17 protein-coding genes are annotated in these 15,073 nt (G+C 34.7%); 7 read left to right on the forward strand and 10 right to left on the reverse strand.

Annotated elements, in window-relative coordinates:
* Positions 1–171: 171 nt before the first annotated feature.
* Both ABS764_RS11130 and ABS764_RS11135 read right to left on the reverse strand, forming a co-directional pair.
* Positions 172–774, reverse strand: a complete 603-nt coding sequence (locus tag ABS764_RS11130) for a nitroreductase family protein (RefSeq protein ID WP_408081875.1) — start codon at positions 772–774, stop codon at positions 172–174.
* 59 nt (positions 775–833) lie between these two features.
* Positions 834–1,868 (reverse strand): MsnO8 family LLM class oxidoreductase, encoded by a 1,035-nt coding sequence (locus ABS764_RS11135; protein ID WP_408081876.1) that lies wholly within the window; start codon positions 1,866–1,868, stop codon positions 834–836.
* 173 nt (positions 1,869–2,041) lie between these two features.
* Between ABS764_RS11135 and ABS764_RS11140 the strand changes: the two genes are divergently transcribed.
* From ABS764_RS11140 to ABS764_RS11150, 3 genes are all read left to right on the forward strand, one after another.
* Positions 2,042–2,602: a DUF6642 family protein gene (locus ABS764_RS11140; protein WP_408081877.1), complete on the forward strand. Its 561-nt coding sequence runs from the start codon at positions 2,042–2,044 to the stop codon at positions 2,600–2,602.
* A 69-nt stretch (positions 2,603–2,671) separates the two neighbouring features.
* Complete coding sequence (locus tag ABS764_RS11145; protein ID WP_408081878.1) at positions 2,672–3,172, forward strand: 2'-5' RNA ligase family protein; 501 nt, start codon at positions 2,672–2,674, stop codon at positions 3,170–3,172.
* Positions 3,173–3,257: 85 nt separating this feature from the next.
* Complete coding sequence (locus ABS764_RS11150; protein WP_408081879.1) at positions 3,258–4,403, forward strand: saccharopine dehydrogenase family protein; 1,146 nt, start codon at positions 3,258–3,260, stop codon at positions 4,401–4,403.
* Positions 4,404–4,510: 107 nt separating this feature from the next.
* Here ABS764_RS11150 and ABS764_RS11155 read toward each other — a convergent pair whose 3' ends face one another.
* Positions 4,511–5,539, reverse strand: a complete 1,029-nt coding sequence (locus ABS764_RS11155) for a LacI family DNA-binding transcriptional regulator (RefSeq protein WP_408081880.1) — start codon at positions 5,537–5,539, stop codon at positions 4,511–4,513.
* Positions 5,540–5,739: 200 nt separating this feature from the next.
* On the opposite strand from ABS764_RS11155, the gene ABS764_RS11160 reads away from it, so the two are divergent.
* The 4 genes from ABS764_RS11160 (at position 5,740) to fucP (ending at position 9,805) form a co-directional block, all read left to right on the forward strand.
* Positions 5,740–6,756, forward strand: a complete 1,017-nt coding sequence (locus tag ABS764_RS11160; RefSeq protein WP_408081881.1) for a zinc-binding alcohol dehydrogenase family protein — start codon at positions 5,740–5,742, stop codon at positions 6,754–6,756.
* A gap of 1 nt (position 6,757) precedes the next feature.
* On the forward strand, positions 6,758–7,585 hold the full coding sequence (locus ABS764_RS11165; RefSeq protein WP_408081882.1) for an amidohydrolase family protein: 828 nt from the start codon (positions 6,758–6,760) through the stop codon (positions 7,583–7,585).
* 3 nt (positions 7,586–7,588) lie between these two features.
* Positions 7,589–8,380 carry an SDR family oxidoreductase gene (locus ABS764_RS11170; protein ID WP_408081883.1) on the forward strand — a complete coding sequence of 264 codons (792 nt, stop codon included), beginning with the start codon at positions 7,589–7,591 and terminating at the stop codon, positions 8,378–8,380.
* A 96-nt stretch (positions 8,381–8,476) separates the two neighbouring features.
* Positions 8,477–9,805 carry an L-fucose:H+ symporter permease gene (gene fucP / locus ABS764_RS11175; RefSeq protein WP_408081884.1) on the forward strand — a complete coding sequence of 443 codons (1,329 nt, stop codon included), beginning with the start codon at positions 8,477–8,479 and terminating at the stop codon, positions 9,803–9,805.
* Between the two features lie 69 nt (positions 9,806–9,874).
* On the opposite strand, the gene ABS764_RS11180 is transcribed toward fucP, so the two are convergent.
* The 7 genes from ABS764_RS11180 to ABS764_RS11210 all read right to left on the reverse strand — a co-directional run bounded on the left by ABS764_RS11180 (position 9,875) and on the right by ABS764_RS11210 (position 15,006).
* Positions 9,875–10,468, reverse strand: a complete 594-nt coding sequence (locus ABS764_RS11180; protein ID WP_408081885.1) for a 2OG-Fe(II) oxygenase — start codon at positions 10,466–10,468, stop codon at positions 9,875–9,877.
* 88 nt (positions 10,469–10,556) lie between these two features.
* Complete coding sequence (locus tag ABS764_RS11185; RefSeq protein ID WP_408081886.1) at positions 10,557–11,234, reverse strand: hypothetical protein; 678 nt, start codon at positions 11,232–11,234, stop codon at positions 10,557–10,559.
* 104 nt (positions 11,235–11,338) lie between these two features.
* A complete protein-coding gene (locus ABS764_RS11190) occupies positions 11,339–12,802 on the reverse strand; it encodes a magnesium chelatase (RefSeq protein WP_408081887.1) in 1,464 nt (487 codons plus the stop codon).
* A gap of 129 nt (positions 12,803–12,931) precedes the next feature.
* Entirely contained in the window at positions 12,932–14,050 is a 1,119-nt protein-coding gene (locus tag ABS764_RS11195) for a vWA domain-containing protein (protein WP_408081888.1), read from the reverse strand.
* Positions 14,051–14,225: 175 nt separating this feature from the next.
* A complete protein-coding gene (locus ABS764_RS11200) occupies positions 14,226–14,600 on the reverse strand; it encodes a YchJ family protein (RefSeq protein ID WP_408081889.1) in 375 nt (124 codons plus the stop codon).
* A gap of 11 nt (positions 14,601–14,611) precedes the next feature.
* A complete protein-coding gene (locus ABS764_RS11205; RefSeq protein WP_408081890.1) occupies positions 14,612–14,842 on the reverse strand; it encodes a hypothetical protein in 231 nt (76 codons plus the stop codon).
* Positions 14,843–14,853: 11 nt separating this feature from the next.
* The gene (locus ABS764_RS11210; RefSeq protein ID WP_408081891.1) at positions 14,854–15,006 is read right to left on the reverse strand and encodes a hypothetical protein; all 153 of its coding nucleotides are present in this window, start codon (positions 15,004–15,006) and stop codon (positions 14,854–14,856) included.
* Positions 15,007–15,073: the final 67 nt, after the last annotated feature.

A 15,073-nucleotide genomic window follows, 5' to 3' on the forward strand; every position in this document is an offset into this window, starting at 1 on the left:
ACATACAAAATTTACACAATCGGTTGCATTTTTTTTGATAAAAAAAAGCATTATTTTTTATCATTAATAAAATAATGCTTGTTTTATTCAAGAATAATCGAACTAAAAACAAACAAAACAGTTAATCTGATAAGTATGACTTCTTGAATTTATTTGTTTTCCACAAACAACCTAAACACTTTCAATTACATCCTCTAATGGTCGTCTTAACTTAGGTGTAACTTCAAGTCGGTTGTGATCATCTGCTGCTGCATAGCCCACCGCCATAGCAAAAAGTGGTTTATAAACAGTCATCTCAAGAATAGCAGCATATTTATCCGTTTCTATTCCTTCCATTGGGGTGGCATCCAGTCCAAAAGCAGCAGATGCATTCAATCCTACTCCCAAAGCAATATAAACCTGCTTTGCCATCCATGTTTTTAAATCTGCTTCGGGAGTGTTTTTTCTAAGACTGTTATACCAGTCCTTATGTCTGTCAGAGAGTACACCGCAGTCTACCACTTCCTGAAAGGCATCCAGATCATCTGCCACGCTAAAAACTACCAGTAAATCTGCCTGGTTTACTTTTTCTACATTGTGCATTGAAACAGCTGCCAGTTTTTCTTTTATTGCGGGATTTTGTACAAACGTAAATTTCCAGGGCTGGATGTTTATAGAAGAGGGTGCCAGACGCAAAATTTCTTTAAGATCGTCAATAATTTCCTGAGGTATCTTTTTACTGCTGTCATACTTTTTCGCAGAATATCGTATTTGGGCTAATTCTAAAGGATTCATATTTATATATTTTTAAGCTTTTTGTTTAAACAAAAATTGGATTATTTATGATTTTATTTTTAACTAAATGTGTTCTTAAAGAAGACCTCTGCCAGTAACCTGTTGGATTTTAAACGCTCCTGATGATTTCCGGTAATGGTTTGTATCATAATCTCATGAGCTCCAAAAGCTGTTGCTATCTGATTAATCCAGTCATATAATTTATCAGGAGTTGCTGCTAAAAATCGTGGAGGCTGTCTGGGATCAATCAGGTTAATTTCAGGTGAACGGAACTTGTTTCCCAGTAGTATTAAAGCTGTTTCTTCGTCTTCCAACAGACTTTGCGTATCTCCTTCTGTTTTTAAGCGATGTTCAAATAACTGATAAGGCGCTGTCATTCTATGGGCTTTTTCTTCTGTTTCGGCAGCAAAAACATTCAGTGCCAATATTAATTCAGGTTTTTGTTTCGCCGAATAATCAGACGGTGTAAATTCCTTATGGTAATTTTGTACAATGTTAAAAGACATAGCCGGATTTATAAATCCTGCAAACACATATCGTAAACCCAGACTGGCAGCTGTTTTTGAACTCCATGAACCCGAACCCAGTAACCAAAAATCAGGTGAAGTACCATTATTGTAAGATATAATTTCAGAAAAAGGGTTTTCATCATCAAAATCCTGATGCATCCAGTTCAGAAGCTCCACTACTTGTTGTTCAGAATCATCATTTTTTTTGGAACCAACAAACCGATGACGTTGTAAAGCTAAATCACTAATCATTCCTGTTGACGCTCTTCCTATTCCCATGTCTATCCGGCCGGGAAATAATTCTTCCATAGTGTTGAAAATCTCAGCAACTTTAAACGGACTGTAATGATTCAATAATAAAGCACCTGATCCTACTTTAATTTTATGAGTATGAGCTGCTATAAAAGGTATCATCACTTCAGGACTGCGACCAGCGCCGGCTTTGGCTGCATAATGTTGTGCCAGCCAAAAACGGGTATAACCTAACTCATCAGCCTGTTTTGCTGTTTCAAGGGTATTCATCAAAGCCTGATGGCGGTCACCATTCTGTGGAACAATTGATAAATCCAGTATAGAAAGTCTCATAGTTTTATTATTAGGATTACAAAGTTAATATTGCTGATGATTTTATCAGTCCGATACGATTATTAATTATACTTAATACTATAAAAAGATAAAAATTCCCTCTTATTTGAACAGATTGAATTTTAATAAAATGATACATTTGTAGTACTCAACCATTTTTAAAACAAAATTACATGCTTAATGATTCCTTTATTTTTTGTCTCGAAGGAGTTCCTGACGTAGACACTTATATTACTACAGAGGTTCTTAAAAACCTGGAACATTTAGCATTCGAACATAAAATTGCCAGTATATATAAAAGCTGCGATACCATTGAAGGACTTGAAGAAAGTTTAGGCGCTTTGTTATATGATGATCATAATTTTAAAGATTACAGAATAATCTATCTCGTTATGCCCGGGCAGGAAAACAACATTTGTCTCCACGATTATTATTATAGCTTAGAAGAAATAGCGGAATTGTTCGAAGGAAAACTCAAAGGCAAAATTGTTCATTTTGCTAACAAAAAAATTTTAGACTTATCTGCAGATGAAGCGCAATATTTTCTTGACATTACTGGTGCCAGAGCAATTTCCGGTTATGGTGCTAAATGGAACAAAGTAAGCAGCATACATCTTGACAAATTCTTTTTTAACTTATGTGATGAGCTGGATGATTTAGTGGAAATTGTAGAAGAATTACATCAAAAAAACTACGCACTCTGTAAATACCTTGATTTCAGATTGTATTATTAAGAAACGATGCAAAATAAATATTCACTTGTAATAAGTCCGCCGGAAACAATTATCTCCATAGTTAAATCTATGAAAGATCAATTAGCGGAAGAAATCGGCTGGTTCAACAGTAAAAATTCTCTGGCGCATATTACTATCAATGAATTTATGGCGTCAGAAAAACAGATTGAGTTTATAAAAAAAGAACTGATTCTTATTTGTGACAGCATAAAACCTGTTGCCGTTTCACTCAAAACTTTTGGTACCTATCCAAATGGTGCTTTTTTTCTGGCACCTGATGAAATTACAAAACCGGAATTAAAATCGATACTTCAATATGTAAATCAAGCCTTTAATACAAACACACGCTTTAAAAACAGCGAACCTCATCTGTCAATTGCACGCAAATTAAGTCCTGAAAAAATTGAAAAAGCCTATCGGTTATTTCCATCAGCTGTTGCGCTAAATTTTATTTGCGACAGTATTACGCTGCGCTGTTATAATCCTGATGTCAAACAATTTGAAATAGTAAGTTCCTTTCCTTTTAACAATAATCCGGATTCGTTTTACGGCCAGGGAACTTTATTTTAGTGCAGTTCATATACCCTGCTAATTGATTAAATATAAAATTGTAACTTTAAGATTGCCAATATCCCCTCAGGGAAAACAACAATCTATGAAAAAGCACTACAACATTATTATTGCAGGAGCCGGAGGAATTGCTGAAGCAACCGGCTTAATTCTGGCTGAATGGAGTCAGGTTACACCAACAATATTTGTAGGAAACCGGACACTTGCTAAAGCACAATCTGTAGCAGAATGGATTAAAAAAGGAACCACTAAAAACTGTACCGTTGAAGCTTTTTACTTTGCCGAAAATAAAATTACAGCTCAAATGCAGGCTGTTTTGACAAAAGGTGATATTATTTTAGACTGCCTTCCGGGAAGTGAAGCGCCTAGAATTGCCCGATTAGCCAGAGAATATCATTTGCATTACGCTAATCTAACCGAATATGTTGCCGAAACTGAGGAGATTAAATCTTTAGCCAAGGAAGCTAAAACAGGTTTTATTTTACAAACAGGAATCGCTCCAGGTTACATTAATGTACTTGCTAATTCCCTTTTTCAAAAATTCTGCAGTGAGCATCAAACAGATACTGTCGAGAAACTGGAGTTTAAAGTTGGAGCATTGACAAAAAATGCTGTTGCTCCACATTATTATGGTTTTACCTGGAGTCCTGTGGGAGTCGCAACTGAATATCTTAAAAAAGCTACCGTTTTAAGAAATTATAAAAAAACCGAAATCCCTGCCTTATCTGAAAGAACTTCTGTTATCCTTAACGGAATTATGTATGAAGCTGATTTAACTTCAGGCGGTGCAGCAGATTTACCGGATGCCTTATGTGGTAAAGTCCGTAATCTAAATTACAAAACACTCCGTTTCCCAGGGCATTACGACTGGATACATAAACAATTAATTACAATAGGAAATCACGAAAATACCATTCAGGAATTACAAAATATTATGCAAAAGAAAATTCCGCTCATTGAAGAAGACCAGATTATTTTGTATGCTGCTGTTGAAGGCAGAGATAAAAAAGGTATTTTAAGAAGAAAAGAAGTTCACAAATGCATCTTACCTCAAAGGATAGGGAACTACACTCTAAGAGCAATACAAACCACTACTTCAGCCCCTTTGGTACAATCAGCTCAACTATTACTTGATAATAATCTTAAAGGTATTATTCTTCAGAGTCAGTTGGAAACCGAATCTTTTTTAAATGGAAATTTCATCGTTCCTGTTTATGGAAAAACAGAATAGTATTAAAAACACCGAGTCAAAAAAAATTGAAAATAGAAATCTTTTTTCTTACATTTTACAATCCCTTTAATTACTCCAATTAGTGTCCTAAAAGTGCCTATTGTTATCTATTCTACATTCTTATCAGAAGACTGCCTGATAATTAATTCAGGTTCTAATATAATACGGCTTACTGTTTTTTTCTTTGTTTTTTTCATTCGCTCTAAAAAAGCTTCGGCAGCTAATTTCCCTATTTGGTCACTATGCTGATTCACTGTTGAAATGGAAGGCTGTGTTAATGAGGTAAAAGGTTCGTCACTAAAACCGATCAAAGCAATTTCTTCAGGAACTTTAATATTATTTTCTAAAAGGACCTGCAATGCTCCCAGTGCCGCAATATCACCTGCTACATAAACTGCATCGGGTTTTTCAGGAGCGTCTAGCAATTGCTGCATAATACGTCGCCCATCATCAATGCGCAGATTACTTTCAATAATCCAATCTTCCTGAACAGACAAATTCCATTTTTCCAGCGCATCTTTGTATCCCCGAATTCTTTCCTTATAAATCCGGATATGATGAAATCCTGCAATATGTGCAATGCGTTTGCAGTTTTGAGAAACCAGATGATCAACAACCAGATGACTGCTTTTATAATCATCAATTCCTACATAATCCACATTCAGTTCCTCCTCACCCCTGTCAAACAAAACCAGTTCCGTTCCTTTGGATTTAATTTTTTCGTAATATTCTAAATCAATCGTTTCATTGGCCATAGAAGCAATAATCCCGTCAACCTGGATTTTCAATAAAGTGTCTATTTCCTGACATTCTTTAGCATACAATTCATTCGACTGAGTCATAATAATATTATAACCGTTTAAATTCAGAACTTTTTCAATATTCTCGACCACCGAAGAAAAAAAATGACTGTTGACCCGGGGAATAATTACGCCAACTAAATTGCTTTTCCCTTTGCGTAAAGCACTCGATAAAAAGTTAGGCTGATAATCCAATTCCTGCGCCACCTGCCTTACTGCAATTTTAGTCTTATCGCTAATTCGGGGATGATCACTCAGAGCTTTTGAAACTGCAGAAGGTGTTAAACCTAAAACTGCTGCGATATCTTTTATTGTGGATTTTTTTTTATTCTCCAATTAGTTTTTATATTTGTTCAATCGATTGAACAAAAATAGAAATTTTAACGAGAAACACAATTCCTGTCAGTTGTGTTTTTTTTATTTAAAAAATGATTTAAAGATTCAGGAGAAAACAGCATCGCAGATAGTTTGCCGGTAAACAACTCTAAAACAAAAGCGACAATATCAATGACCAACAACAAATAACTTTTACATATATGAAATACATTGTTTGCGAAAAGCCAGGTGAATTTATTTTAAAAGAAAAAGAAGCTCCTGTCAGAAAAGAAAATGAAGCCTTATTACAAATCAACAAGGTTGGGATTTGTGGTACTGATTTACACGCTTATGGCGGAAATCAGGCCTTTTTTACCTATCCCAGAATCTTAGGTCATGAATTAGCCTCTACGGTACTAGAAATTGGAGATAATCCCAGAGGAATTAAAGCAGGAGACAATGTTGTAGTAATGCCTTATGTGAGCTGCGGTACTTGTATTGCCTGTAGAAATGGAAAAACAAACTGCTGTACAAACATTAAGGTTTTAGGTGTTCATGCCGATGGCGGGATGCAGGAACAAATTACAGTTCCGGCTTCTATTCTTTTGCCTGCAAACAATTTAACTGATGACCAAATGGCTATTGTAGAACCGTTAGCAATTGGAGCTCACGCTATACGCAGAGCAGCCATTGTTCCCGGCGAAACAGTTGCGGTAGTAGGTTGCGGACCTATTGGAATCGGAATTATGAAGTTAGCTCAAATTGCCGGTGCAAAAGTAATTGCTATTGATATGAATAAGCAACGTCTGGCTTACGCCAAAGATAAAATCGGAGTAGATTTCACTGTAAAAGCAGGCGAAAATACGGTTGAAGAAATTACTAAAATCACGAATGGCGATTTATGTACCGCTGTTTTTGATGCTTCGGGACATAAAGGTGCTTTAGAAAGCTGCCCTGATTATATGTCACATGGTGGACGTTTTGTTCTTGTAGGTTTATCTAAAGGAGAATTGACTTATAGCCACCCTGCTATTCACGCTAAAGAAATGACTTTAATGTGCAGCCGAAATGCTACTACAGAAGATTTTGAACACGTAATCAGTGTTTTAGACCAATTCCCTACAGAATCTTATATTAGCCATACAGTTCCTTACACAGAAATGATTGCAAATTTTGACAGTTGGTTAAACCCTGCAACAGGCGTTATTAAAGCTACGGTCGATTTTAAATTAAAATAATATGGTAGTAGATTCGCATCAGCATTTTTGGATTTACGAAGCAGAAAAACATGCCTGGATTGACGATAACATGAAAGTCATTCGTAAAAATTTTCTGCCTGAAGATTTAAAATTGGTTTATCAGCAAAATGACGTTGATGGTTGTGTAGCGGTACAGGCAGACCAAACCTTAGCCGAAACGGATTTTCTTTTGGATTTAGCTAAAAAAAATGATTTTATCAAAGGAATTGTAGGCTGGGTTGACTTAAGAGCCTCTGATATTGACACGGTTTTTAAACACTATAGTCAATTTCCAAAACTAAAAGGATTCAGACATGTGGTACAAGGTGAAGCCGATCATAATTTTATGCTTCGCCCCAATTTCCTAAACGGAATTGCAGCTTTAGAAAAATACAATTTCACTTATGATATTTTAATTTTTCCACATCAGTTAGGCGCTGCATTAGAATTAGTTCGCCGTTTTCCAAATCAGAAATTCGTTATTGATCACATTGCAAAACCATACATAAAAGATGGGTTTTATGATGGTTGGGCAGCTTTAATAAAAACAATAGGTCAATATCCAAATGTGTATTGCAAATTATCCGGAATGACCACAGAAGCCGATTACAACACTTGGACACCAGAACAAATTGAGCCTTATATGCAATTGGTTTTAGATGCTTTTGGCACTGACAGAATCTTATTTGGTTCTGATTGGCCAGTGTGCTTAGTCGCCGGAAACTATACAAAAACAAAAGAATTAGTAACCCAATTTATTGCAAAATTAAGCTCAGAGGAGCAAGCCGCTATCATGGGTGGGAATGCAATTAATTTTTATAACTTATAAATAATGGATTTAGGATTAAAAGGAAAAGTAGTCGTTATTACCGGGGCTGCAGGAATTAAAGGAAGTATAGGAGAAACTATTTTACAGCATCTAGCTGCCGAAGGTGCCATTCCGGCTGTGATTGACAGAAATGATCGTGGATTTGCCTATGTAGAAGAATTACAACAAAAAGGAATTGACGCCTTATTTTGCAAAACAGACGTTACTAATCCTGAGCAAATTGAAAAAGCAATTGCCGAAATTACTGCAAAATACGGTCGAATTGATGCTTTAATCAACAATGTAGGTGTCAATGACGGTGCAGGATTAGATGCTTCTTATGAAGAATTTATGGATTCTTTAAAGCTCAATATGGTGAGTTATTTTCTAACGGTGAAACACGCACTTCCTTACCTGAAAGAATCGAAAGGACCTATTTTAAATATTGGTTCTAAAGTAGGCTTAACAGGTCAGGGTGGTACTTCGGGTTATGCTGCTGCAAAAGGTGGCGTGTTAGGTTTAACCCGCGAATGGGCCGTAGATTTAATCAAGCATTCGATAAGAGTGAATGCCGTGATCATTGCCGAAAGCTGGACTCCCGCTTATGACACCTGGATTAAAACACTGGAAAACGGTGAAGAAAAACTGAAATCTATTGTCAAAAAAATTCCTTTGGAAAACAGAATGACTACACCTGATGAAATTGCAGATACCTGCTTGTTTACCATTTCAGAAAGATCATCACATACTACAGGGCAATTCATCTTTTGTGACGGTGGTTACGTTCATTTAGACCGCTCGTTACTAACCGAATAATACTATTTCAACTGTGAAAGAACAAATCTTATTCTGATAGGATTTGTTCTTTTTCTTGACAAACCAGACCAAAAACCATTATTAAACGTATACCAAATGACAAAAACTTCAAAAATCCCTGTAGTAAAAAAGGAACTACTTTTCCCGTTTATTATCATCACTTCTTTATTTGCCTTGTGGGGAGTTGCTAACGATTTGACCAACCCAATGGTTTCTGCATTTAAGAAAGTAATGCCTGAGTTATCTAACATGCAAGCCTCACTTGTACAATTTGCATTCTATTTTGGCTATTTTTTTATGGCTTTGCCGGCAGCTTTATTCATTCGAAAATACAGCTACAAGTCAGGAATTATTTTAGGGCTTTGTCTGTATGCTTCGGGTGCATTTTTATTTTACCCTGCTGCCGCTTATCAGGACTATAACTTTTTCTTAATATCCTTATGGGTAATCACCTGTGGACTAGCGTTTTTAGAAACAACATCTAATCCTTTAATTTTAGCTTTAGGAGATACAGAAACAGCTACTCGCCGATTAAATTTGGCACAATCTTTCAATCCGGTTGGTTCCTTAATGGGAATGATTGTGGCACAGCAATTTGTTATTTCAGCCTTGCGTTCTGACGATAAAGATGCTTCGGGAACCTTAATTTATGATACTTTATCTGAAACTGCAAAAGCTGCAGTTCGTGAAAACGATTTGGGAATAATTAGTGTTCCTTACCTTCTTTTAGGAGGAGTTGTTTTAGTAATTATGACGATTATTATTTTTACTAAAATCCCAAAAACAGCGGATCATGATAAAATGTCTATTTCTGAATCTTTCCAAAAGTTATTTGCTAATAAGACTTATATTCAGGGAGTAATTGCTCAGGCATTTTATGTAGGAGCTCAAATCATGTGCTGGACATTTATTTTCCAATATGTCGACAATATCAACGAAAACCTACCGGAAAGTCAACAATTAACAGCTTCCTGGTTTAATATTTCGGCAATGATAATTTTCCTTACAGGCAGATGGATTGGAACAGCATTAATGAAAACTATTAATCCTTCTAAAATATTAATGCTGTTTGGTATTGGAGGGGTTCTTTTGTGTACAGGAACTATTTTACTTTCCGGAACTGCCGGTTTGTACTGCTTAGTAGGCATTTCATTATTCATGTCAATTATGTTTCCTACAATTTACGGGATTGCGTTGAAAGACATGGGAGACGAAGCCAAAATTGGTTCCGCAGGATTAGTAATGGCGATTGTAGGAGGTGCTTTAATGCCGGTTTTACAAGGAAGCATTTTAGACTGGGGTGGCCCCGGATTTTCAGATGTAAAAGTTTTAGGTTTTATTCCGGAAGTAAACTTTTCGTTTATTTTACCCTTAATTTGCTTGGCTGTTGTGGCTAATTATGGCCGAACAACTCTAAAAAAATAAGATTTAAAAATACCTTTTATAAAGCTCCATACCAATTGTCTTTTAGTAATTGCGTGGAGCTTTTTAAAATTAATCGCATTTTAACCAACCCGTAATACTCATTCTGGTAGTATTTGTTAGTAAAACTTCATGAAGTAATTCGTCACTTTTAAAGAAAACCGTTTTTCCTTGTACTGGACTTATTTTTTGATTGTTATTATCCTGATGAATCATTAATTCTCCTCCATCTTCGGGTTGCCAATTGCTGTTTAAATAACTAATCATCGAGAACTTCCGACTGGAATTGTTTTGAAACTGATCGAAATGCCTGAGATAAAAATCGCCTTTTTCGTATAAGGAATAATGAAATTCATAGCCCGTAATTCCGGTGTAGCAACTTTGATTGAGGTAACGAATAAAATCTTCGATCTGTTTGAAAAACTCATTTTCAAACTCATTATTATGCTTTTTATCCAACCAGTAAATAGAATCGCTTCGAACAGCACTATCATAGGCAACAGCTTCTGAATTACCTGTTCCTGCTTCTTTCAAAAAACTTTGTTTGTTTAAGGAAAATAAATTTTGTTTTAAATTATTGGCCAACTCATCGCTCAAAAAGTGTTCAGAAATCCCCACTTTATTCTCAATATACGAAGCAATTAAAGCCTCAAAATTCTTTTCCATTTTGTCAATAGCTCCAAGTAGAGCCAGCAAGCGAATGTAAACTAAATATAACTCACATAGACTATCTAAAAAATATATTTAGTACTTATTACCATAAATAAAAATCACTCAAGAAAGAAGGGTTTTCTTTATCTGCTTCATAATAATATACTCCAACTAATAATTTATTATTATCAATATCATCTTTCAATTTAGGATTAGAAACACGCCATTTTGTTTTACTTAAAATCTGAATCATTTCATCATCAATATCGCCTCCAAATCCACTTATTTCTTTAACCTGTGTACTTTTCAAATCATGATCTAAAGTTATTTCATAAATTCCATATTTTTTATCAAACTGAATTCCTTTAAACTGATTTAAATTAGCACGGAAATTAGTAATATCAAGATACCTTGTTTTATTTGTATAATCAATATTTTTAGACTTCAATACTTCTAATATTTCCAATTCTATATCTTGTCGCTTACTATCTCTTCCATTTAAATAAAGTAAACCTGAACACATTCCAACACTATAATTCCCATCACTATCTTTTCTGGCATAGGCTACTAATTTTGTGTTTACCGGAATAAAAATATCACAAGATGTCCCCATACTTTTATCACTTCTCCCATAAACATATATAGATTTTAGCTTTTCACCTTTAAACAAATCGTTTATTTTGATATCAGCTCTGTAACTATTAGCATTTTTTTCATTTGGATATATTTTAGTTATAGTTACCATAGCCACAAAATCAGACTCAATATATTTTTCAGTCATATTTAAGAGACCGCAACTACAAGCCCATCCTGAAAACGAAATCAAAGAAAAAATTACAAATAGAATATTTTTCATAACTATTAGAACTTATTATTTAACTAAAATTACAACTTACTAATATAACTTCCATAAATATCCTTAAACTGATACCCTTCGGTAATCCTGTCTTTGCTTAATTTTCGATATTCGACTAATCCCCAAAGAATAAATTCTTTCATGAAAAATTTATCTTCTTTTGCTAAATCACTTTGATATTCTTTTACCAGAATTTCCAGAGGAACGATAGCTCCTAAAATTTGTTGATATTCTTCATCTGTACAATCATCCGGCAATTCAAAACCGCTTTCGGCAAAAAACCATTCAATTAAATCGGAATAAGGGGTTTTATCATTTGGTTTTTCCAGCTTTTCTATCTTAGGAAAATAAGCAGGAAACATCGTTTTTACAGCAGCAGCAATCAAATGTTCAGCAACAGCAGCAGCTCCCTCCTGCTCTCCTTCGTAAACCAATTCAACTTTTCCGGTAATAGCAGGAATAATCCCCATAAAATCTGACAATCTTAAAGTCGTTTTATCAACTCCTGCTTTCAATGCACGACGTTCAGCAGTACTCAATAAATTTTCATAAGCCGTAATACTCATTCGGGCACTTACACCACTTTTATGATCAATATATTCACTTTCTCGAGCTTCAAAACTAATTTGTTCCAATAAATCTTTGGCTAATGAAGGAACATAAACAGTATCATTTTGAGTAGCATCTAATTTGGCTTCCTGTTCCGTAATAGTTCTGGCTATTTTTAAAGTCTCCGGATAATGGGTTAATATCTGAGAACCAATTCTATCTTTCAAAGGTGTCACAATACTTCCACGATTTGTATAATCTTCAGGGTTTGCTGTAAATACAAACTGCATATCAAGAGGTAACCGCAATTTAAATCCACGTATCTGGATATCGCCTTCCTGCAGAATATTAAACAAAGCCACCTGAATTCTGGCCTGTAAATCAGGTAATTCATTTATCACAAAAATACAGCGGTTGGCACGCGGAATCATCCCAAAATGAATCACACGATCATCAGCATACGAAAGCTTTAAATTTGCTGCTTTTATAGGATCTACATCTCCTATCAAATCAGCAACAGTCACATCGGGAGTGGCTAATTTTTCATAAAATCTTTCACTTCGGTGCAACCAGGAAATTGGGGTTTCATCGCCTTTGGCTAAAATTAAATCCTTTGCAAACCGGGAAATAGGACGTAAAGGATCATCATTAATTTCAGAACCGCTCACATACGGAATGTATTCGTCTAACAATTCAACCATTTTGCGGGCCAGTCTGGTTTTGGCCTGACCGCGTAGTCCTAATAGATTGATATTATGACGGGACAAAATAGCGCGTTCTAACTCCGGAATTACCGTGTTTTCAAAACCATGAACGCCTTCAAAAGCAACTTGGCCTGTTTTTATTTTTTCGCGTAAATTGTTACGCAATTCATCTTTGATACTTTTACTTTGGTAACCCGAAGCTTTTAATTCTCCTAAAGTATTTATATTTTGTATTTTCATTTTTGAAATTTAAAGATTTAAAGATTGAATAATTTTAAAATTGTATTCTTATCTTATCATTGTATTCTATATTTTTCTTTTTTCTATATTCTATTTTCTATATTCTATTTTCTATATTCTATTTTCTACCTACTTTAACCTCTTCTTCCTATTCGTTTCATAATCTTCAAAAATCATTTCGCCCAAACCTTTTAAACCGGTATAAAAAGCTTTTCCCTGATTGGCTTCGGTAAATTTATTGACAAATTTTTGCAAATAGGGATCACTTGCAATCATAAAGGTGGTAATAGGAATATGGAGTTTTCTGGCCTGTTGTGCCTGAGTATAACATTTATCCACGATATACTCGTCTAAACCATTACTATTCATATAATAAGAACCGTCACGTTCTATTACACAACTGGGTTTTCCATCAGTAATCATAAAAATTTGCTTGTTGGTATTGCGTTTTCTTCTCAGTATATCCATGGCTAATTGCAAACCTGCTACAGTATTAGTATGATAAGGACCTACTTTTAAATAAGGTAAATCTTTAATAGCAATAGGCCAGGCATCATTTCCAAAAACTAAAATATCTAAGGTATCTTTTGGGTAACGTGTGGTAATTAATTCGGCCAACGCCATCGCTACTTTTTTAGCCGGTGTAATACGGTCTTCACCATACAAAATCATACTGTGACTGATATCGATCATCAGCACCGTACTCATCTGCGCTTTGTGTTGTGCATCTTCAACAACCAAATCATTTTCAGTCAGCATAAAATGCTCAACTCCATTATTAATTTGGGCATTTCGTAAACTTTCGGTCAATGAAATACGTTCCAGACTGTCCCCAAAATGAAACTCTCTGAATTCGCCTGTATGTTCATCGCCGTTTCCGGAATGTTTGGTTTTATGATTTCCGCTTCCGGAACGTTTTAATTTTCCAAAAATCTGATCTAAAGCCTGCTGACGAATGGCTCTTTCTGTTTTTGCTGTGATTCCTAAACCCGGAGTTCCATCTTCTTTGACTTCATCTTTAATATAACCTTTTTTCTTAAGGTCTTCTATAAAATCATCGATAGTATAATTTTCATCAGTTAGTTTGTATTCAACGTCTAATTCTCGCAACCAACTAATAGCTTCATCAAAATCTCCGGAAGTATGCGTGATTAATTCTTTGAAAATTTCAAATAATTTATCAAATGGAGATTGATTGGGAGCCTGATACTGTTTAAAGAAAAACCCTTTTTTATTGCTCTTTTCCATAGCTTTAAAATTACATTTTTTTAAAGAGTACTTCAAGCAAACAGTTATTAATTTTAAGTTAAAAAGAATTTTCTTTTCCCTTTCTCTAAGGGACAGAAAATTTCTTAAAAATTCATCAAAATTATATCCTTTAGGAATTTGGGATAATTAAGATGAATTTAAACAACCTCTAAAATCAATAATATTCTCCATCTACATAATACCAGCTTCCTTCTTCCTGAACAAAGGTGGAAAATTCATGATGGATATGTGTTTTTTTATTGGTATCCAAATAATAAGCTTTGAATTCAACGGTAGTTGCAGTTGTCTTTAATACTTCTAATTTTTGCCATTGATTGCAGGTTGACCAAAGCAGAATATCCTCTTTAGAATGTAAATCTCTTTGCGAAACATGAGTGGTTGCCATCAGATAATCGGCATGATGGGTAGCATAAGCGCTATAGCGGGAACGCATTAAAGCTTCGGCTGTTGGAGCCTGTTTTGATCCTTTAAGATAAGGTTCACAGCAATCTTTAAATATTTTTTGCGAATTACAATAACATCCATTCATACTATGAAAACTTATGCGTGACCATTAAGAGCCACTATTCTTTGATACAATTGATTTAATAAAACCTGATATTTACTAATTTCTATTAAATCTTCGTCTTCATCCGAAGTATCTAATAATTCATCAAGCTGTTCACTTACTTCGGCCAATTTATTATTGGCCTCTTTAGCATTTTTAGCCGCAATCAAATCAATTATTTCCTGAACCTCTGCTTTTAGCAAACTGTATTTATCGTTTTCCATAATGTATTTTATTAATTTCCTGCGGAAGGATTATTTTCATTAAATTTTTTCACTATTTCTTTTAGTTTTTCTTTTCTGGATAACTCCGCTTGTTTTGTTTTAGCTTGTGCTTTGTGAAGCTTATCATTGTGCTTTTTAATATTTCTTTCATTGTTTCTTCCCATAATCAGCTCCTTTAAAATTTCAGATTATAATTCTATCCTTATTTATTAAATAAAAATAAAGCTTATC

It is taken from the genome of Flavobacterium plantiphilum (assembly GCF_046000495.1).
Lineage (GTDB): Bacteria > Bacteroidota > Bacteroidia > Flavobacteriales > Flavobacteriaceae > Flavobacterium > Flavobacterium plantiphilum.

What these genes read in the sequence shown, in the direction of transcription:
- ABS764_RS11130 (WP_408081875.1), bottom strand. Translation starts at nt 774, where the DNA reads ATGAATCCTTTAGAATTAGCCCAAATACGATATTCTGCGAAAAAGTAT.
- ABS764_RS11135 (WP_408081876.1), bottom strand. Translation starts at nt 1,868, where the DNA reads ATGAGACTTTCTATACTGGATTTATCAATTGTTCCACAGAATGGTGAC.
- ABS764_RS11140 (WP_408081877.1), top strand. Translation starts at nt 2,042, where the DNA reads ATGCTTAATGATTCCTTTATTTTTTGTCTCGAAGGAGTTCCTGACGTA.
- ABS764_RS11145 (WP_408081878.1), top strand. Translation starts at nt 2,672, where the DNA reads ATGAAAGATCAATTAGCGGAAGAAATCGGCTGGTTCAACAGTAAAAAT.
- ABS764_RS11150 (WP_408081879.1), top strand. Translation starts at nt 3,258, where the DNA reads ATGAAAAAGCACTACAACATTATTATTGCAGGAGCCGGAGGAATTGCT.
- ABS764_RS11160 (WP_408081881.1), top strand. Translation starts at nt 5,740, where the DNA reads ATGAAATACATTGTTTGCGAAAAGCCAGGTGAATTTATTTTAAAAGAA.
- ABS764_RS11165 (WP_408081882.1), top strand. Translation starts at nt 6,758, where the DNA reads ATGGTAGTAGATTCGCATCAGCATTTTTGGATTTACGAAGCAGAAAAA.
- ABS764_RS11170 (WP_408081883.1), top strand. Translation starts at nt 7,589, where the DNA reads ATGGATTTAGGATTAAAAGGAAAAGTAGTCGTTATTACCGGGGCTGCA.
- fucP (WP_408081884.1), top strand. Translation starts at nt 8,477, where the DNA reads ATGACAAAAACTTCAAAAATCCCTGTAGTAAAAAAGGAACTACTTTTC.
- ABS764_RS11180 (WP_408081885.1), bottom strand. Translation starts at nt 10,468, where the DNA reads ATGGAAAAGAATTTTGAGGCTTTAATTGCTTCGTATATTGAGAATAAA.
- ABS764_RS11185 (WP_408081886.1), bottom strand. Translation starts at nt 11,234, where the DNA reads ATGACTGAAAAATATATTGAGTCTGATTTTGTGGCTATGGTAACTATA.
- ABS764_RS11190 (WP_408081887.1), bottom strand. Translation starts at nt 12,802, where the DNA reads ATGAAAATACAAAATATAAATACTTTAGGAGAATTAAAAGCTTCGGGT.
- ABS764_RS11195 (WP_408081888.1), bottom strand. Translation starts at nt 14,050, where the DNA reads ATGGAAAAGAGCAATAAAAAAGGGTTTTTCTTTAAACAGTATCAGGCT.
- ABS764_RS11200 (WP_408081889.1), bottom strand. Translation starts at nt 14,600, where the DNA reads ATGAATGGATGTTATTGTAATTCGCAAAAAATATTTAAAGATTGCTGT.
- ABS764_RS11205 (WP_408081890.1), bottom strand. Translation starts at nt 14,842, where the DNA reads ATGGAAAACGATAAATACAGTTTGCTAAAAGCAGAGGTTCAGGAAATA.
- ABS764_RS11210 (WP_408081891.1), bottom strand. Translation starts at nt 15,006, where the DNA reads ATGGGAAGAAACAATGAAAGAAATATTAAAAAGCACAATGATAAGCTT.